The 17,697-nt window shown below is 70.8% G+C and carries 15 protein-coding genes and 1 tRNA gene; 6 read left to right on the forward strand and 10 right to left on the reverse strand.

The genetic code is table 11. The features are described 5' to 3' along the window. Positions 1–20 precede the first annotated feature (20 nt). On the reverse strand, positions 21–746 hold the full coding sequence (locus tag B079_RS0121570) for a TetR/AcrR family transcriptional regulator C-terminal domain-containing protein (protein ID WP_018547918.1): 726 nt from the start codon (positions 744–746) through the stop codon (positions 21–23). Between the two features lie 138 nt (positions 747–884). Between B079_RS0121570 and B079_RS32540 the strand changes: the two genes are divergently transcribed. Further along, on the forward strand, positions 885–2,597 hold the full coding sequence (locus tag B079_RS32540) for a CocE/NonD family hydrolase (protein WP_018547919.1): 1,713 nt from the start codon (positions 885–887) through the stop codon (positions 2,595–2,597). Here B079_RS32540 and B079_RS0121580 read toward each other — a convergent pair. After that, the gene (locus tag B079_RS0121580; RefSeq protein WP_018547920.1) at positions 2,567–3,034 is read right to left on the reverse strand and encodes a DUF1348 family protein; all 468 of its coding nucleotides are present in this window, start codon (positions 3,032–3,034) and stop codon (positions 2,567–2,569) included. The two genes, B079_RS32540 and B079_RS0121580, sit on opposite strands and share 31 nt — an antisense overlap. Positions 3,035–3,313: 279 nt before the next feature. Here B079_RS0121580 and B079_RS0121585 point away from each other — a divergent pair, with 279 nt between their 5' ends. Beyond that, entirely contained in the window at positions 3,314–4,282 is a 969-nt protein-coding gene (locus B079_RS0121585) for an alpha/beta hydrolase (protein ID WP_018547921.1), read from the forward strand. Between the two features lie 64 nt (positions 4,283–4,346). Then, positions 4,347–5,519, forward strand: a complete 1,173-nt coding sequence (locus tag B079_RS0121590) for a low temperature requirement protein A (protein ID WP_026248925.1) — start codon at positions 4,347–4,349, stop codon at positions 5,517–5,519. A gap of 63 nt (positions 5,520–5,582) precedes the next feature. Here the strand turns inward: B079_RS0121590 and B079_RS0121595 are convergent, their stop codons facing one another. Together B079_RS0121595 and B079_RS0121600 are read right to left on the reverse strand one after the other, a co-directional pair. Beyond that, positions 5,583–6,410, reverse strand: coding sequence for an alpha/beta fold hydrolase (locus tag B079_RS0121595; RefSeq protein WP_018547923.1), 828 nt, complete (start codon positions 6,408–6,410; stop codon positions 5,583–5,585). 60 nt (positions 6,411–6,470) lie between these two features. Further along, complete coding sequence (locus B079_RS0121600) at positions 6,471–7,217, reverse strand: nucleotidyltransferase domain-containing protein (RefSeq protein ID WP_018547924.1); 747 nt, start codon at positions 7,215–7,217, stop codon at positions 6,471–6,473. A 675-nt stretch (positions 7,218–7,892) separates the two neighbouring features. Between B079_RS0121600 and B079_RS35285 the strand changes: the two genes are divergently transcribed. Then, complete coding sequence (locus tag B079_RS35285; protein ID WP_158685041.1) at positions 7,893–9,116, forward strand: hypothetical protein; 1,224 nt, start codon at positions 7,893–7,895, stop codon at positions 9,114–9,116. A 76-nt stretch (positions 9,117–9,192) separates the two neighbouring features. Here B079_RS35285 and B079_RS0121615 read toward each other — a convergent pair. The 3 genes from B079_RS0121615 to B079_RS0121625 form a co-directional block, all read right to left on the reverse strand. Next, positions 9,193–9,266: transfer RNA gene (locus B079_RS0121615), tRNA-Pro, on the reverse strand. A 76-nt stretch (positions 9,267–9,342) separates the two neighbouring features. Further along, positions 9,343–10,104 (reverse strand): Pr6Pr family membrane protein, encoded by a 762-nt coding sequence (locus tag B079_RS0121620; RefSeq protein WP_018547927.1) that lies wholly within the window; start codon positions 10,102–10,104, stop codon positions 9,343–9,345. Positions 10,105–10,233: 129 nt separating this feature from the next. Beyond that, positions 10,234–11,160 carry a metallophosphoesterase gene (locus B079_RS0121625; protein ID WP_026248926.1) on the reverse strand — a complete coding sequence of 309 codons (927 nt, stop codon included), beginning with the start codon at positions 11,158–11,160 and terminating at the stop codon, positions 10,234–10,236. Positions 11,161–11,347: 187 nt separating this feature from the next. Here B079_RS0121625 and B079_RS0121630 point away from each other — a divergent pair, with 187 nt between their 5' ends. Further along, positions 11,348–11,815, forward strand: coding sequence for a GatB/YqeY domain-containing protein (locus B079_RS0121630; RefSeq protein ID WP_018547929.1), 468 nt, complete (start codon positions 11,348–11,350; stop codon positions 11,813–11,815). Positions 11,816–11,932: 117 nt separating this feature from the next. Here B079_RS0121630 and B079_RS0121635 read toward each other — a convergent pair whose 3' ends face one another. After that, a complete protein-coding gene (locus B079_RS0121635) occupies positions 11,933–14,314 on the reverse strand; it encodes a transglycosylase domain-containing protein (protein WP_018547930.1) in 2,382 nt (793 codons plus the stop codon). Positions 14,315–14,854: 540 nt separating this feature from the next. Here B079_RS0121635 and wblA point away from each other — a divergent pair. Next, positions 14,855–15,193 (forward strand): transcriptional regulator WblA, encoded by a 339-nt coding sequence (gene wblA / locus B079_RS0121640; protein WP_018547931.1) that lies wholly within the window; start codon positions 14,855–14,857, stop codon positions 15,191–15,193. 135 nt (positions 15,194–15,328) lie between these two features. Here wblA and B079_RS0121645 read toward each other — a convergent pair whose 3' ends face one another. Together B079_RS0121645 and B079_RS0121650 are read right to left on the reverse strand one after the other, a co-directional pair. Continuing rightward, positions 15,329–16,699 carry an ArsA family ATPase gene (locus B079_RS0121645; RefSeq protein WP_018547932.1) on the reverse strand — a complete coding sequence of 457 codons (1,371 nt, stop codon included), beginning with the start codon at positions 16,697–16,699 and terminating at the stop codon, positions 15,329–15,331. After that, positions 16,696–17,673, reverse strand: a complete 978-nt coding sequence (locus B079_RS0121650; RefSeq protein WP_018547933.1) for an ArsA-related P-loop ATPase — start codon at positions 17,671–17,673, stop codon at positions 16,696–16,698. The genes B079_RS0121645 and B079_RS0121650 overlap by 4 nt, the downstream gene beginning before the upstream one ends. Positions 17,674–17,697: the final 24 nt, after the last annotated feature.

Raw genomic sequence — 17,697 nt, forward strand, 5'->3', positions numbered from 1 at the left:
GGCCGTGCCCGGCCCCGCCGTCAGGCCGTGTCCAGGCCGTCCACCAGCCGGTTCAGGAACCGGTCGAAGGTCGCCTCCGGGGTGACCGGGCGGACCGGCGCGGCCAGCGCCTCGGCCAGCTCCGGGTGGTGGCCGTCGGCGGCCATGGCGGCGAGATAGCGGGCCTCGGCGGCGTGCGGGGCGGGTGAGTCCGAGGCCGCCGCCCGGGCCAGCTCATGGCGGACATGCCCGGCCACGAAGGCCGTGAGCTGCGCGAACACCTCCAGCCGGGCCGCGCCGTCGAGCCCGCTCGGCCGGAGCGCGGCGAGGGCGTGTTCGAGGAAGTCCAGGGCGCGCGGTCCGGAGGTGGGCCGGGCGAGGAGGGTGGCGGCCAGCCAGGGGTGGCGCAGCATGAGCGCGCGCTGCCGGTGGGCCAGCGTCTTCAGGTCGGCCCGCCAGTCGCCGGTGAGCGGGTCGGTGAGCGGCAGCTCGCCGCAGACGTGGTCGGCCATCAGCGCGAGCAGGGTCTCCTTGTCGGGGGCGTAGGTGTACAGCGACATCACGCCCGCGCCGACCTCGGCGGCGACCCGCCGCATGGTGACCGCGTCCAGCCCCTCCGCGTCCGCGAGCGCGACGGCCGCCGCGGTGATCGCCGTACGGCTGAAGACGGGCCGCCGTCCCCGGCGCGGCTCGGCGGACCCCAGCCACAGCCGCTCGGGGTCGACCCCCTGGGCGCCCCTGCCGTGCGGCCCCTTGTCCTGCGGCACGCTTCCCCCGCTCCCTTCCCGCACCCCCTGCACCGGACTGTCCGAGGTCATCCAAGCACCCCCCTTTCTCGTACACGGTACGGGATCTATTTTCGTACGCAGTACGGAATCAGGAGGGGAACGATGAGGAGGGGAACGATGACGTCCGCCACTGCGCGCGCGGCCCGCCCGGCCGGAGCGCGCCCGCCGCTGCCCGCGCGCCTGCTGCGCGCCACCTTCCGGGGCCTCCCGGCGAAGCGGCACCCCGTGGGGTACGACCCCGCGCTCCCGGTGCCCGCCGCCGACGGCGGCCCGCTGCTCACCGACCACTACTTCCCGCGCGCCGAGGGCGACTTCCCCACCCTCCTGATCCGCTCGCCCTACGGCCGGGGCCTGCCGTGGTCCGCGATGTACGGTCTGCTCCTCGCCGAACAGGGCTTCCATGTGGTCGTCCAGAGCTGCCGGGGCACGGGCGGCTCGGGCGGCACCTTCGACCTCTGGCGCAACGAGCCCGCCGACGGACAGGCGGCCGTGGCCTGGCTGCGTCAACAGCCCTGGTTCGACGGCAGATTGGGCACGGTCGGCCCCAGCTACCTCGGCTACACCCAGTGGGCGCTCGCCCTGGACCCGCCGCCCGAGCTGAAGGCGATGGTGATCCAGGTCGGCCTGCACGATCCGTACGCCCTCTTCCACACCGACGGCGCGCTGCACCTGGAGAACGCGCTCACGTGCGGGGCGGGCATCGCGTATCAACACCGGGGCGCGCTCGCGTTCTTGAGAGCCACCCTGCGCCTGAAGCGCCGCCTGCGGGACATCACCACGGCCCGGCCCCTGCGCGGCGCGTACCGGCCCGCTCTCGGCGAACTCCCCTGGCTGGACGACGTGATGACCAACCCGGACCCCAACGACTCGTACTGGACCGGCGCTTCACTGGCCCCGGCCGCCGATCGCCTCCGCGTCCCCACCGCCCTCGTCACCGGCTGGCACGACGCCCTCGCCGACCAGACCTTCGCGCAGTACGCCCGCCTGCGCCGCGCCGGATGCGAGACCGCCCTGCTCGTCGGCCCCTGGACCCACGCCTCCGCCCTCCAGCGGGGCTGGCCGGAGGTGTTCACGGAAAGCCTCGCCTGGCTGCGCGCCCACCTGTGCGGGGACCGCTCCGGGCTGCGGCCGACGGGGGTACGGGTGCATCTCGGCGGCACATGGCGGGACGTGGACCAGTGGCCGCCGGAGGCGGGGGCGGAACCGGGAGCGGAGTCGGCGCCGGTGCCGGAGCCGATCGCCTGGTACCCCCTCCCCGGCGCCCACCTCACCCACCAGCCCCCGGTCGACAACTCCCCGGTGGCGTCCTTCCGTTACGACCCCGACGACCCCACCCCCTCCCTCGGCGGCCCCCTGCTCTCACCGGGCGCCGGACCCCGCGACAACCGCTCCCTGGAGGCCCGCGCCGACGTCCTCACCTTCACCGGACCGCCGCTCACCGAGCCGCTGGACATCCTGGGCCCGGTCACCGCCCGGATCGGCGTCTCCACCGACACCGGGCACGCCGACGTCTTCACCCGCCTGTGCGACGTCGACCCCGAGGGCCGCTCCGTCAACGTCTGCGACGGCCTCGGCCGGGCCCGTACGACCGGCGACGCCCCGGCGCGGCTCACCGTGCCGATGGGCACCACCGCCCACCGCTTCCCCGCCGGACACCGCGTCCGCTGGCAGCTCAGCGGCGGCGCCCACCCGCGCTACGCCCGCTCCCCAGGCACCGGCGAACTCCCGGCCGACGCCACCGAGTTCGTACCGGCCCGCATCACCCTGCACGCGGACTCGGCACTGACGCTGCCCCGGTATCAGAGCCCGAGGTCCGACAACCCCGGGTGAGCGTCGGGCCGTCGGCCGAGCGGCCAGTGGTACGTGCGCTGATCCTCGCTGATCGGCAGGTCGTTGATGGAGGCGAGGCGCACCCGCATGAGGCCGTCCTCGTCGAACTCCCAGTTCTCGTTGCCGTAGGACCGGAACCAGCTGCCCGAGTCGTCGTGCCACTCGTACGCGAACCGCACGGCGATCCGGTCCCCGGTGAAGGCCCACAGCTCCTTGATCAGCCGGTAGTCCAGCTCGCGGGCCCACTTGCGGGTGAGGAAGGCGACGATCTCGTCCCGGCCGCGCAGGAATTCGGCGCGGTTGCGCCAGCGGCTGTCGGGCGTGTAGGCGAGGGCGACCTTCTCCGGGTCGCGCGAGTTCCAGCCGTCCTCGGCGAGGCGCACCTTCTCGACGGCGGTCTCGCGGTTGAAGGGAGGAAGGGGCGGGCGGGTGGCCATGGGCACTCCAGGGGCTGGGGTGCCCCATTCCACCGCGCGGCGGGCAGTGATCGCATCCGGCGGCGGGCAGTGATCGCACCCGATGGGCGGGGTGGCCGTCGCCTTTTGCCGGGGCGGCTGTCGCCCGTTGGCGGGGCGGCCGTCCGGAGTTGCGACGCTCCCCGCGCGCGAGACGATGGAAAAACGGCCGTGCGCACCACGTCACCCGCACGACGATCCCGATTCCCGATTCCCGATCCGCTCGCGCGGAACCCCACTCGCCGAGTCAGGAGCCGAAGCATGTCCCACCACACCCCGCAGCACCTCCTGGTCCTCGAACAGGAGGCCCAGGACCTGGCGGACGCCACCGCCGCGCACCCCCGCATCTACGAGGTCCCCCCGGAGAACGGCCGCGAGATCCTGGACGATCTCCAGTCCGGCGAGGGCGTCCCCAAGCTCGCGGTGCAGGAGGAGTGGATCACGGTCAACGCGGGGGAGTACGGCCCCGTACGCACCCGGATCATCCGCCCCGAGGGCGCCACCGGCACCCTCCCGGTCGTGCTGTACATCCACGGCGCGGGCTGGGTCTTCGGCGACGAGACCACCCACGACCGCCTCGTCCGCGAACTGGCCGTCGGCGCACAGGCGGCCGTGGTCTTCCCGGTGTACGACCGCGCCCCCGAGGCCCGGTTCCCGACCCAGATCGAGCAGAACTACGCGGTCGGCAAGTGGATCGCGGAACACGGCGCGGACCAGAACCTGGACGCCGCCCACATCGCGGTGTGCGGCGACTCGGTCGGCGGCAACATGGCGACCGTCTTCGCCCTGATGGCCAAGGAGCGCGGCGACGTGGACCTCGCCGCGCAGATCCTGCTCTACCCCGTCACCGACGCGAACTTCGACACCGAGTCGTACGAGCAGTTCGCGGAGGGCTACTACCTCACCCGTGACGGCATGCGGTGGTTCTGGGACGCGTACACCACGGACCCGGCCCAGCGCGCCGACGTCCACGCCTCCCCGCTGCGCGCGGACCTCGACCAACTCAGCGGTCTGCCCCCGACGTTGGTCATCACCGACGAGGCCGACGTGCTGCGCGACGAGGGCGAGGCGTACGCCGCCAAGCTCCGTGAGGCGGGCGTCGACGTCACCGCCGTCCGCGTTCTCGGCACGGTCCACGACTTCCTGATGCTCGACACCCTGCGCGACTCGCAGGCGACGCGGGTGGCCCGCACCCTGGCGATCGAGGCGCTGCGCAGGGCCCTGCACTGACGGCACGCACCACGCGAGGCCGGGCGGCCCTGCCGCGTGCGGCGCCGCCGTTACCGTGTCCGGCATGAACCAGCCACAACCCGCCGGAAACGGCCGGTCCTGGTACCGCCCCATGGTGGCCCGGCCCACCGACGAGCGGCACCGCACCGCCACCGTCCTGGAGCTGTTCTTCGACCTCTGCTTCGTCACCGCGGTCGCCGAGTCCGCCGCGGCGTTCGAGCACGAGCTGGCGGGCGGCCGGGTGGGACACGGAGTGCTCGGCTACGCGCTCGTGTTCTTCGCGATCTGGTGGGCGTGGATGAACTTCACCTGGTTCGCCTCCGCCTACGACACGGACGACGTGCCCTACCGCGTCCTCACCCTGATCCAGATCACCGGCGCCCTCATCATGGCGGCCGGCGCGGCCAGGGCGCTGGAGGACTACGACTTCGCGGTCGTCACCTACGGCTATGTCGTGATGCGGCTCGCCATGGTCACCCAGTGGCTGCGCGCGGCCCGCTCCGACCCCGGCCGCCGCCGCTCCAGCCTGCGTTACGCGCTCGGCATTCTCGTCGTCCAGATCGGCTGGGTGGGCCGCCTCGCGCTGCCGCACGGCCTGGGCCTGCCCTCCTTCCTCGTCCTCGCCGCCGCCGAACTCGCCGTACCGGCCTGGGCCGAGCGCGCCGTCCGCACCACCTGGCACCCGCACCACATCGCCGAGCGGTACGGCCTGTTCACCCTCATCGTGCTGGGCGAGTCCATCACCGCGGCGACGGCGACCGTCCGCACCGCCCTCGACACCACCGTCTCCCTCGGGGACATCGCCCCGCTGGTCATCGGCGGCATCCTCACCGTCTTCGCGATGTGGTGGCTCTACTTCACCCAGGACGCCGCCGAACGCCTGACCTCCCTGCGCATGGCCCTGCTGTGGGGCTACGGCCACTACGTCGTCTTCGCCTCCGCGGCGGCCGTGGGCGCGGGACTCGCGGTCGAGATCGCCCACCTCACCGGCCACGCCCACCTGAGCCGGGGCGCGGTGGCGGCGGCGTACACCGTCCCGGTGGCGCTGTACCTGCTGGTGCTGCGCCTGCTGCACCGCCGGGGACGCGCGGGCGCGCTGGACGCGCTGTGGACAACCGGAATCCTCGCCGTCCTGGCAACGACCTTCACCCCGAGCCCGGTACTGGCGACGGGCTGCGTGATGTCGGCACTGGTGGGGGCGGTGGTGGCGCTGGGGGAGCGGCGGCGGCGGGGGTGACCTTCCTGGCGGCCCACGGCGAACGCCGCTTGGCGGCAGCGGTGGACCGCAAGGGGACACCGGTCAGGCCGATGACGGCACTCCCCGCAGAAACTCCCTGATCAACCCGCTCACCACCTCAGGCTGCTCCACCGTGCTGCTGTGCCCGGCCCCCGGCACCACCTCAAGCCGGGCCCCCTGCACGGCCGCCGCGATCCGCTCCGACTCGACGGCGGGAGTGGCGACGTCATCCGCCCCGACGGCGACCAGCGTGGGCACGGTGATGCGACCGAGTTCGTCGCTGATGCCGGGCCGCTCGACCACCCCGAGCACGGCCCGACGTATCCCCGCCCGCCGACAGCGCCGCAGCCGCCGTACCCACTCCTCGACCACGGGTCCGCTGCCCGGCGACGCAAGGAACTCGGGCCCGAACATCTCCGCCTTGACCCGCCCCAGGACAGGCCGCACCCCGGTGACCCGATAGACGTTGGCCAGCAGCCGATACTCCCCGACCTTCGCGGCGTCCTCTTCCCCCGCACTGGTGTCGAGCAAGGTGAGCGACCGAAGCACCTCCCCATGCCGGGCCGCGATCCGCAGCCCGACGAACCCGCCCATGGACAGCCCGACGTAATGAACGGCCCCGAGCCCCAGCCGCCCGATCAACGCGACGGCATCAGCGGTCAGGGTGTCCATGTCGTACCCACCCGCCGCCGCCGGACTCTCCCCCTGCCCCCGCCAGTCGACGGTCACACACCGATACTCCCCCCGCAACGCCTCCACCTGCGGATGAAACATCCACCCACTGAAAAGCAGCCCATGCCCGAACACGACAACAGGCGCCTCAGGCTTCCCGGGCGGCGCCCCGCTGTCGGTGTAAAAGACGGAAGCACCATTGACGTCGATCAAGGGCACGCGCGGGCTCCTTCACGCTCAAGAGATGACAGCCGAGCGTAGGGACGCAGGGCCCGATGCTCAACGCCCGTATGCAACAGGGCCGTTCGACCGCCCCTCCACGGCCGACACCCCACCCCGCCGATACCCCACCCACAACCGCCCACCCACGTCCCCCAACACCTCATCGACAACGCCCACGAGCACCTCATCCCGCCCGTCAAGCACGTCTTTCACTCCCCGACGCAACCGCTCCCCCAACCCCGGGGCGGCAATGTCGAGCCGCCGAGCAAGCCACTTCCCACTCCCACGCCAGGACCGCCGCACAACAAGAGCCAACTCACCGGTCCGCCGAGCAAGTTCAGTGGCAATGAACAACCGCTCACTCTGATCCCGACTCCCCGCGAGGTCATCCAGCAGATCAGTGATGGCGTACCGCAGATCCTCAACTTCCTCACCGCTCACGTCAGGCGGCCCCGCATCGACCAGCTCCCGAGCCCGAGCCCCGATCCGCGCTCCCACCCCATCCACATCGAACAACAACTCCCCTTCAGCACACATAAAAAGCAACGGCGACCGCCCCTGCCCCACCTCCCGCCCCACATACGCTTCCCACGACGACTCGGTATGCACAAACATCTCCACCGGCCACCCCCACCCCCGAAAACTCTCCCGATACGGCGCCGGCACCCCATGTAGCAAAACGACAACGTCAAGATCCGACATCACCGTCCGCCACCCCGTAAGAACACTCCCCCCAAGAAACGCAGCCCGAGCCCCGGGGTGCCGCTCCAATACCAACTCCCGCGCAACCTCCACCAGCTCCATCCGGCAACTATCGGCGCTCCACCCCCCACCCGCAGGGGTTTTCTGATCGCAGCGAGCCGCAGGAGGGCGCCTCCATGAGCGACCAGCCGTCTGGGCAGACAACAAGCGGGGGCCGGAGGCTAGTTGGTTTTTATGGGACTCGCACACGCGATACTCAAGATCATCGAAGACGAGGACCTGAGAACCCGGGACGGATGGCGCGCCTTCGGCGGAGTCTCTCTCTTCGTGATCGGCAGTCTGGCTCTCCTCGTTTTCATGGACGCACCGGCCCACGCATGGTGGGGGTACATCCTCCTGGTGGTCGGAGCCGTGGCTCAGATCTACGCGGGGGCGACCTTCATCGACGCTGTCACCCCACGACGCCGTAACGCCAGCCGTCCAGGCATTGGAAGCGGGTCCGCCCGCTGAGCCGAACCGACACGGTGACCATGGACGGGGATCTTGGGAGACGGGGCCGGGCTCGAAGCGAAGGCCGCGCGGCAACGCCAGAGGGGCCCTCTCCGACCAGGTAAGGGCCCTCTGACCTGTTGCTTGGCTGTCGGGGTGGCGGGATTTGAAACCCTCCGGATACGTGACGCGGATCACTCGAAAATCCCGGGTGGGGATTGCCGGTTCATGGCGTTGCGACGCCCGAGAGGGGACAGGCTCGCAAATCATCAGCCGGAGGCACCGCTCATGACGCCCGAAGCTTTCGAAGAACCGCAGGCACTGGAAGCGGCGGCACCGCCTGCGGCTGTCCCGCCCCGCGAGACCGATGTGTCGGAGACGGAAGAAGCCGAGGACCTCGACGCCTTTTACGCTCGGTACGGCCTGGTCAGGCGGTGGCGGGCACTTCCTGAACCGAAGCCCGTACCCATTGATCCACAGTCCACTCACGGCCTCCCCGTATTGGGTGAGGACGACCTCATCGCGTACGGGGGCGATGGGGGAGTCCGCGACAGCTCTTACTTCTATTTCGGCAACGAAAGGGACGGTGGACGGCTGCTGGCGGGACGCTTGTTCCTGGACAATCCTCGACTCGAACTTGGGCAAATCGTCCACACGTGGACAGAGGGGGAAGTTGACCGCTCATGGAGTCGAGCGGTCCCCAGCTCCCCAGGGGCTCGTGCGGAAGCCCGTGAAGCCACGCTCGCGGCACGAGCCGTGGAAGCACGAAACGAGGCGGCGCTCGGCAACACCGAACTCATCGAGAAGTTCATGGCCATCGACCTCGGCCTGTGGCGGGGAGCCCGCTGGCAGGAACCGGTGACCACGGCTCTCCTGGGTGACTGGGCGAGCACCCTGTACACGCACGGCACCATCCGCCGGGGGGCCCTTTCCCGGCTGATGTGTGAGGTGAGGGAGATCCATCGACAGCTCACGCCACTGTGGCGTCGGCGCTGTGCCGGAGGGCGGCTGCTCAGCCTCGATGTCCCCGTTCTGGAGAATGGGCTGACTCTCGCCGACCTTGTCGCAGGAGGGCCTGATCCGGCCGACATCCTTACGGGGGCGCTGCCTGATGATCCGCGTGTGCTTGCCGTGCTGGACCAGATGTTCCCGAGCGAGAGGGCTGTCGCGCTCGCCTGGTCCCGTTCGGGGACGTCGAGTTGGACCGAGGCTGCTGCCACGGTCTTGGCCCTCATCTCGCAAGCGTACGTACAGGGTGACGCCGAGGCTCTGGGTGAGCGAGTACGTCGCAAACTCAAGCGGCTCGGTCGCCGTGCGGGTCACAGCCGTGACGGCGAGGAGACGCCCCGTATCCGAGCGGCCCAGTCGCCTGCTGTCGGCCGAGCCGAGGACCGTGCGGCGGAAGCGCCCTGCCCTGGCACTTCAGCTGTCGCCATCGTTCGCCCGCCCCGGGAGTCGAATCCCGAGGTCGGCTCCCGCGAGCGGTCCCCCTCCAAGAGCGCACCCAGCTGACACCCACCCGCCCCCGGAAACCACTCAGGGGCCCGACCCGCTAAGCGGATCAGGCCCCTGACCTGGTACTACGGCGTCGGGGTGGCGGGATTTGAACCCACGACCTCTTCGTCCCGAACGAAGCGCGCTGCCAAGCTGCGCTACACCCCGGTGTCGCTGCTGTCGCGGCGACGACGTTTACTTTAGCCCACTGGGGGCCGGAGGCGAAATCCGGTTTCGGGTGGGGTCAGACGCGGCGGCGGGTGGGGGTGGGGCGGGTGTGGTCGAGGGCGATCAGGAGGAGGGCGAGGGCGTAGATCGCGAGGCCGATCAGGAGGGCGTTGGCGAGGGTGCTGCGGTAGCCGTGGGTGGCGGCGTCCAGGAAGGGGTAGAGGTAGCGGCCCCGTAGGTCTCCCGAGGGGATGAACAGCGCGCGCGTCAGCGTGAAGATCAGGTACGCCAGCGGGAACACCAGCCACGCCGCCGCCTGGCGCAGATGCAGCCGGGGCGCCGGGGTGAACAGGAGCCAGTCCAGCAGGGCCGCCAGCGGCAGCAGGGTGTGCAGGATCTGGAGCGCGCCCCACTGGGCGTGCCAGCGTTCCGGGATCGCCGACGTGCCCGTCATCGAGAACGGGGGCGTCGTATGGGCGAGCAGCACGTGGTACGTCAGCGCGCTCGTCACCATGTAGAGGAGCGCCGCTCCCGACAGTCCCGAGGGAAGCGCCCGCCGTGCCCGCCACGAGCGCGACGCCGACAGGAACATGACCACCGCGAGCAGGATCGCCGCCTGGACGCCGAAGTAGCTCAGGATGCGGGACGGGGCGCCGATCATGAGTTCCAGGGTGATCCCGGCCACCGCGAGCAGCGCGGTTCCCAGCCGGAACAGCGCCACCCAGGGGCGCCGGATCGGGGCCACCACCGCCGTCACCGGCACCGGTGACGGCTGGAGCACGGGCGGGCTGGGGATCGCCGGCAGGTCGGGGATGTCCCTGGGTATCGGTGCGGTCATGCCCTCACGCTAGGCATAAGGGGTGAAAGGGGCTATTTGGCGTACTCCGGGAGAGGTACGCCGTAAGCCCCGAGCAGCCCCGAGCAGCCGTAGCCCCCCAGCCGTCGTGCGCCCCTAGGGGGCGTCCCCCTAGCTCCGCCCCACCAGCGTCAGCAACGTCACCTCCGGCGGACAAGCGAACCGCACCGGCGTGTACCGGTTCGTCCCGCACCCCGCCGACACGTGCAGATACGACGTCCGGTCCGCCACCGAGTGCGTCGACAGCCCCTTCACCCGGTCCGTGTCCAGGTCGCAGTTGGTGACCAGCGCGCCGTAGAAGGGGATGCAGAGCTGGCCGCCGTGGGTGTGACCGGCGAGGATCAGCGGATAGCCGTCCTTGGTGAACGCGTCGAGCGTGCGCAGATACGGCGCGTGGACCACGCCCATCGAGAAGTCGTGCCCCGGCGTCGGTCCTCCGGCCACCCGCGCGTACCGGTCGCGCTTGATGTGCGGGTCGTCCAGGCCCGTCAGCTCGATCGAGGCGCCGTCGATCTTCAGGGTTCCCCTGGTGTTGGTCAGGTCGAGCCAGCCCGCGGAGTCGAAGCCGTCCCTGAGGTCCTCCCAGGGGTTGTGGACGACGCCGGTGGCGGGCGCGTTGCCGTTCAGACCGTGGCGCCCGCTGGCCTTCTCGAACAGATAGCGCGCGGGGTTGCGCAGCTTGGGGCCGTAGTAGTCGTTGGACCCGAAGACGTACGCGCCCGGGAACTCCATCAGCGGTCCGAGCGCGTCCAGTACCTCCGGGACGCCCTCGGGGTCCGAGAGGTTGTCGCCGGTGTTGATCACGAAGTCGGGCCGCAGCCCCGCGAGCGACTGCAGCCAGCGCCGCTTCTTGCCCTGGCCGCTCACCATGTGGATGTCGGAGACCTGGAGCACCCGCAGCGGACGCATGCCCGGCGGCAGGACCGGCACCGTCACTCGTCGGAGGCGGAAGGAGCGGGCCTCGAACCCCGCCGCGTAGGCCACTCCGGCGGCGCCTGCCGCCATGATCCCCAGGGGTACTCCGTATCGCGCGCGCATACGACCATCGTGTCAGACCCCCGCGCGACGGCGAGACCGGGAGCCCTTCGGCGCGAAGGGTGTTCGGGCCGCCGCGGCAAGGGGAGTTCGGGCCGGAAGGACGCCGGTGAGCACGCCGGGAAGGACGGCGAGCCCGGGCCGCCTAAACGGGGCGCGCCCCGGACGCCGTACCTGCGACAATCGGACCATGACCACCACGCTCAAGGCGAAGCTGCACGACGACCTCAACGCCGCGATCAAGGACCGCGACGAGCTGCGTTCCTCCACGCTCCGGCTGACCCTGGCCGCGATCTCCAAGGAAGAGGTCGCGGGCAAGGAGAAGCGCGAGCTGTCCGACGACGAGGTCCTCAAGGTGATCACCAAGGAGGCCAAGAAGCGTCGCGAGGCGGCCGAGGCGTTCGCGCAGGGTGGTCGTGCCGAGTCGGCCGAGCGGGAGAAGGCGGAGGGCGAGATCCTCGCCACGTACCTGCCCCGGCAGCTCTCCGACGACGAGCTGCACGCGATCGTCGCCCAGGCCGTCGAGGAGGCCAGGGCCGCCGGTGCCGAGGGCCCGCGCGCCATGGGTGCCGTCATGAAGATCGTGAACCCGAAGGTCGCCGGTCTGGCCGAGGGCGGTCGCGTCGCCGCCGTCGTGAAGAAGCTCCTCCAGGGCTGAGACAGCTCCGGCCGGAGCGACACCCCTGATACGACTCCGGAGCGACACCCCCTGATACGACTTCGGGGCCGCACCCCCTGCTCACGCAGAAGGTGCGGCCCCGAAGCCGTACGCGCCTCAGTTCCGGCGCCCGCCGTTCGCCCCGCCGTTACCCTGCCCCTGCGTCGGGTTCTGGGGCGCCGAGAAGGTCGGGTTCGGGCCGCTGGGGGTGCCGCCGCCGGTGGCCGCGCCGGTCGCGCCGCCGCCGGGCGTACCCGTGGTCGTCCCGGGCGTGCCGCCCGGCGTCCCCGTGCCGCCGCCGGTGGTCAGCCCGCCGAAGAGGCCGCCGATCAGACCGCCGCCGCCCGGGTTGCCCCGGTGCCCGCCGCCCGTACGGCCGTTGTCGCCGCCGTTGTCCCGGCCGCCGTCCCTGCCGTGGTCGTCGTCATCGTCGTCCGGGATGTCGATCAGCTTGAAGTCCGGGGCGGCCTTTCCGACGAGGGCGCCCGCCATGGCGTCCTTCCAGATCGGGCCCGGGACCTCGCCGCCGTAGACCAGCGGGCGGTAGACGCCGCCGATGGTGACACCGGCCATCTTCACGTTCTGCTGGGCGCTGCCGACCCAGACCGCACCGGCCAGGTTGGGCGTGTAGCCGACGAACCAGGCGTTCTTGCGCTCGTCCGTCGTACCCGTCTTGCCCGCGCTCTCGCGGTCGGTGAGGCCCGCCTCCTTACCGGTGCCGGAGTCGACCACGCCGCGCAGCAGCGTGTTCACCGTGTCCGCGGTCTTCTCGCTCATCGCCCGCGAGCAGGTCGTCTTCGGGACCGGGAGCGAGGTCTCCTCGGTGCCGGACTTCCGGGTGATCGACTCGATGGCGACCGGCGTGCAGTAGGTGCCGCGCGAGGCGAAGGTCGCGTACGCGCTCGCCATGGTCAGCGGCGACAGGCCGATCGAGCCGAGCGCGATGGACGGGGTCTGCGGGAGCTTGGAGCCGTCGCCCTGCACCACGTGCATCGCGTCGGTCATCTTCACCACCGGGCACAGCCCGATGTCGGAGATGAGCTGCACGAAGTAGGTGTTGACCGACTTGGCCATCGCCTCCTTCATGCGGTACGGGCCCTTCTCGGACTCGTTCTCGTTCTCCACGGGCTCGTGCTTCGTGTTGCGGTACACGGTGCTGCCGCAGCCCTGCACCGGGCTCGGGTACTCCATCTTGTACGGCGAGGAGTACGACTGGGTCGGCGGCTTGCCGCCCTCGAGCGCCGCCGCCGCCACGAACGGCTTGAACGTCGAGCCGGTCGGGAAGCCGAAGTTGGAGCCGCCGTACGCCTTGTCCACCGAGAAGTTGTACTCGGTCTCGTCCTTGGCGTAGCCGAACGGCTTCGACTGGCCCATCGCCAGGACCTTGCCGGTGCCGGGCTCGACCAGGGTGGCGGCGGCGGCGACCTTGTCGGCCTTGTAGACGTGGTCCTTGAGCGAGGCCTGCACGGAGTCCTGGGCCTGCGGGTCCAGGGTCGTACGGATCGTCAGGCCGCCCTTGTTCCAGAGCTTGGCGCGCTCCTCGCGGGTCTTGCCGAAGGTCGGGTCGGTCAGGAAGACGTTCTCGACGTACTTGCAGAAGAACGCGGAGCCGCGCGTCGCGGTGATGCAGCCGTTCTTCGGCTGGCTGACGTGCAGCCCGAGCGGCTTGTCCATCGCGCGGTCGGCCTCGGCCTCGGAGATGTCGCCGACCTCGGCCATGCGCTGGAGCACGGTGTTGCGCCGCTTGGTGGCCTCGGCCTCGTCGTTGACCGGGTCGTAGCGGCTCGGGGACTGCACGATGCCCGCCAGCAGGGCGGACTCCTGGAGGTTCAGGTCCTTGGCGTGCTTGGAGAAGTAGCGCTGGGAGGCGGCCTCGACGCCGTACGCCTGCTCGCCGAAGAACGTGATGTTGAGGTAGTTCTCCAGGATCTTCTTCTTGCCGAGCTTCTCCTCGATCTGGATCGCGTACTTCAGCTCGCGGACCTTGCGGCCGAGGGTCTGCTGGGTGGCCTGGGCGACCTTGGTGGGGTCGTCGCCCGCCTCCTCGATGAAGTAGTTCTTCACGAGCTGCTGGGTGAGCGTGGAGGCGCCCTGGGCGACCCCGCCCTCCTGCGCGTTCTTGTTCAGGGCGCGCAGCACGCCCTTGAGGTCGATCGCGCCGTGCTGGTAGTAGCGCGAGTCCTCGATCGCGACGATCGCCTTCTGCATGTACGGCGAGATGTCCTTGAGGTCCACCACCGTGCGGTCGCGCGAGTAGACGGTCGCGATCTGGTGGCCCCGGCTGTCCAGTATGGTCGTGCGCTGGCTGAGCTGAGGGCTCTTGAGGTTGGCGGGGATGTCGTCGAATCCCTGGACGGAGCCCTTCGCCGCGAGGCCCAGCGCGCCCGCGGCGGGCAGCGCGATGCCCGCGAGCACCGCCCCCGCCAGCACACTGACACCGAGGAACTTGGCGGCCTGCTGCGTCGTCGAGAGGCCACCGCCGGAGCGCTTCTTTGGCATGGGGGCAGCCTAATCCGTACTGATGAGCGTTCCGATGGACCGACAGTCCTTCGGAATGTTCGGGTGCAGGATCGTGACGTACGCCGGTGGCACGGGGGCGCCACGGGAGCACGCGGGCGTCATGGCATGGCGCGGCGGGGCGCGTCCCTGTTCATTCGCCGGACACGCGCACAGGCATTGGCCTAAGCTGCTCTCAACTGTCACAGCGGTGCGGTCATGGAGCAATACGTCCGGCGACCCCGAATCGTTCCGGGAGTGCCCCCACTTCCCGGCGGGGCGTGTCCGAATCCGCCTCGTGTGTCACCGGACGCCCCTTGTGGCGCACCAGGATCGTCCCGCTTCGCCGGGATGATCACGCATGTCGTCAGCTCACTCCTCCGGGTGATCTGCCGCTTACCCATAGTCCGTTCGGGCCATTCAAGATTGGGCCCGAAGGGGGTGTTGCGCTGTCCGCGCCTTCCGTAACGTCCTCAACTGGCGGCGGTGAATATGCCGCTGCCGCCGTGGGGGAGCCTCGATTCGGGAGAGGACGGCGCCGGTATGGGCTGGGTTACCGACTGGAGTGCGCAGGCCGCCTGCCGCACTACCGATCCGGATGAACTGTTCGTTCAGGGAGCAGCGCAGAACAGGGCGAAAGCGGTGTGCACCGGGTGCCCGGTGCGGACGGAGTGCCTGGCGGACGCGCTGGACAACCGTGTGGAGTTCGGTGTGTGGGGAGGCATGACGGAGCGCGAGCGCCGCGCCCTGCTGCGCCGGCGCCCCACCGTCACCTCCTGGCGGCGGCTGCTGGAGACCGCTCGTTCGGAGTACGAGCGCGGCGCGGGAATCGTGCCCCTCGACAACGACGAGGTGTACGAGAACTACGCGGCGGTCAGCTGAGGTCTTGCCTCCGGCATAGGCGGCGGAGGGTGCGGCGACCGCTTCCCCTCGCCCGCAGGCGTGCGGCGGCGGCCCGCTTCCGTGGGTACGCCCGCTTCCGTGGGTACGGCGGCTGGTCCGCCCCTCAAGGCGCCGTCAGGTCAGTTCCGTGCGGCCCTCGGAGAGACGGTCTCCGATGTCGCGCAGGCCCGCCAGGTCGTGTACGTCGCCGGGAAGGGCCGGGACCTCGACGAGCGCCACCTCGGGGTGGCGGGAGACGAAGCGGTCCCGGGTGCGCTGCTCGCGTGCGAGCAGCTGCATCCGGTCGGCGTGCAGCCTGAGCAGGCCCGCCGTCAGCTCGTCGACGGACCGGTCCGGATCGGTGGCGGGGGAGCCTGCGCCGGGGGCCGGTTCCTCGGACGGAGCGGAGTCTGAACTTCCGTACATGTCGGGAGAGTTACGAGATCCAGCTTTCCCGTCCCCCTGATCGACAATGCCGTCCTCCGCAAGATTTTCCGCGGCAGCGAGCGCCCGCTCGGCCGACAGCCGTCCGGCGCCGCTCGCGTGCACGCGGTTGAGGACCAGCCCGACCAGCGGCATCTTCTCCGCCGCCAGGCGCTCCACGAAGTACGCCGCCTCGCGCAGCGCGTCCCGCTCGGGCGCGGCGACCACGAGGAATGCCGTACCCGGCGCCTGGAGCAGCTTGAAGGTGGCGTCCGCGCGTGTACGGAAGCCGCCGAAGGTGGTGTCCATCGCGGAGACGAAGGTCTGTACGTCCTTCAGGAGCTGACCGCCCAGCAGCTTGCCGAGCGTGCCGGTCATCATCGACATGCCGACGTTCAGGAAGGCCATTCCCGCGCGTCCGCCGAGCTTGGCCGGGGCGGTGAGGACGCGGATGAGGCGGCCGTCCAGGAACGAGCCGAGCCGCTTGGGCGCGTCCAGGAAGTCCAGCGCGTTGCGGGAGGGCGGGGTGTCGACGACGATCAGGTCCCACTCGTCCTTGGCGCGGAGCTGGCCCAGCTTCTCCATCGCCATGTACTCCTGCGTGCCCGCGAAGCCGCCGGAGACCGTCTGGTAGAAGGGGTTCGCCAGGATCTGGGCGGCCCGCTCGGAGTCCGCGTGCGCCTCCACGACCTCGTCGAAGGTGCGCTTCATGTCGAGCATCATGGCGTGCAGTTCGCCGCCCGGGCCGTCCTCGGGCCCGGCGTCGGGGCGGCGGTCCTCGGTGCCCTTGACCCGGCGCGGCACGTTGTCCAGCGAGTCGATGCCCATGGACTGGGCGAGCCGCTTGGCCGGGTCGATGGTCAGGACGACCACCTTGCGGCCCCGCTCGGCCGCGCGCAGCGCGAGCGCCGCCGCCGTCGTGGTCTTGCCGACCCCGCCGGAGCCGCAGCACACCACGATCCGGGTCTCGGGGTCGTCCAGGAGGGCGTCCACGTCGAGCACGCGGGCGGGGGGCAGGCCGGGGCGCTCGCCGTCCTCGGCGGGCGCTCCGGCGGCCTTCGGCCGTGCCGGGTCCGGACTCATGACAACCCCTGCTTCCGCAGCTCGGTGGCGAGTTCGTACAGGCCCGCGAGGTCCATGCCCTCGGCGAACAGCGGCAGTTCGCGCATCGGCAGGCCCAGCTCGGCGAGGACCGCGCGCTGCTCCTGCTCCAGCGCGTACCGCTCGGCGTACTCGGCGGCCTGGTGCAGCAGCGGGTCGACCAGCCGCTCGGCGTTGCCGCCCCGGCGGGCGCCGCCGAGTCCGGCCGAGGACAGCGCGCGGGCCACGGCGGAGTGCGAGACCGTGCGGGCCAGTTCCAGGTCGGCCGCGTCCAGCACCTCGGGGCGGACCATGTTGACGATGATCTCGCCCACCGGGAGCCCCGCCGCGCGGAGTTCGGCGATGCCGTCGGCGGTCTCCTGGACCGGCATCTCCTCCAGGAGGGTCACCAGGTGCACGGCGGTCTCGGGCGACTTCAGCACCCGCATCACGGCCTGCGCCTGATTGTGTATCGGGCCGATCTTGGCGAGGCCCGCCATCTCGTCGTTGACGTTCAGGAAGCGGGTGATGCGGCCGGTCGGGGGCGCGTCCATCACGACGTGGTCGTAGAGGAACGCGCCGCTCTTGTCCTTGCGGCGCACCGCCTCGCACGCCTTGCCGGTCAGCAGGACGTCCCTGAGCCCCGGCGCGATGGTGGTCGCGAAGTCTATGGCGCCCAGTTTCCGCAGGGCGCGGCCCGCGCCGCCGAGTTTGTAGAACATCTGGAGATAGTCCAGAAGGGCCTGTTCGGGATCGATGGCGAGTGCGTACACCTCCCCGCCCCCGGGAGCGACGGCGATCTTCCGCTCCTCGTAGGGCAGCGCCTCGGTCTCGAAGAGCTGTGCGATGCCTTGCCGGCCCTCGACCTCCACGAGAAGCGTCCGCTTCCCCTCGGTCGCGAGGGCCAGCGCGAGGGCGGCGGCGACCGTCGTCTTGCCGGTCCCGCCCTTGCCGCTGACGACCTGGAGCCTGCTCACGTCTTCGAGACTAACCAGTCCGGG

It is taken from the genome of Streptomyces sp. LaPpAH-108 (assembly GCF_000373625.1).
Taxonomy (GTDB): Bacteria; Actinomycetota; Actinomycetes; order Streptomycetales; family Streptomycetaceae; genus Streptomyces.

Excerpts from the sequence above, each read along its gene's own strand:
- B079_RS32540 (WP_018547919.1), top strand. The coding sequence starts at position 885 with ATGACGTCCGCCACTGCGCGCGCGGCCCGCCCGGCCGGAGCGCGCCCG.
- B079_RS0121580 (WP_018547920.1), bottom strand. The coding sequence starts at position 3,034 with ATGGCCACCCGCCCGCCCCTTCCTCCCTTCAACCGCGAGACCGCCGTC.
- B079_RS0121585 (WP_018547921.1), top strand. The coding sequence starts at position 3,314 with ATGTCCCACCACACCCCGCAGCACCTCCTGGTCCTCGAACAGGAGGCC.
- B079_RS0121590 (WP_026248925.1), top strand. The coding sequence starts at position 4,347 with ATGAACCAGCCACAACCCGCCGGAAACGGCCGGTCCTGGTACCGCCCC.
- B079_RS0121600 (WP_018547924.1), bottom strand. The coding sequence starts at position 7,217 with ATGGAGCTGGTGGAGGTTGCGCGGGAGTTGGTATTGGAGCGGCACCCC.
- B079_RS35285 (WP_158685041.1), top strand. The coding sequence starts at position 7,893 with ATGACGCCCGAAGCTTTCGAAGAACCGCAGGCACTGGAAGCGGCGGCA.
- B079_RS0121620 (WP_018547927.1), bottom strand. The coding sequence starts at position 10,104 with ATGACCGCACCGATACCCAGGGACATCCCCGACCTGCCGGCGATCCCC.
- B079_RS0121625 (WP_026248926.1), bottom strand. The coding sequence starts at position 11,160 with ATGCGCGCGCGATACGGAGTACCCCTGGGGATCATGGCGGCAGGCGCC.
- B079_RS0121630 (WP_018547929.1), top strand. The coding sequence starts at position 11,348 with ATGACCACCACGCTCAAGGCGAAGCTGCACGACGACCTCAACGCCGCG.
- B079_RS0121635 (WP_018547930.1), bottom strand. The coding sequence starts at position 14,314 with ATGCCAAAGAAGCGCTCCGGCGGTGGCCTCTCGACGACGCAGCAGGCC.
- wblA (WP_018547931.1), top strand. The coding sequence starts at position 14,855 with ATGGGCTGGGTTACCGACTGGAGTGCGCAGGCCGCCTGCCGCACTACC.
- B079_RS0121645 (WP_018547932.1), bottom strand. The coding sequence starts at position 16,699 with ATGAGTCCGGACCCGGCACGGCCGAAGGCCGCCGGAGCGCCCGCCGAG.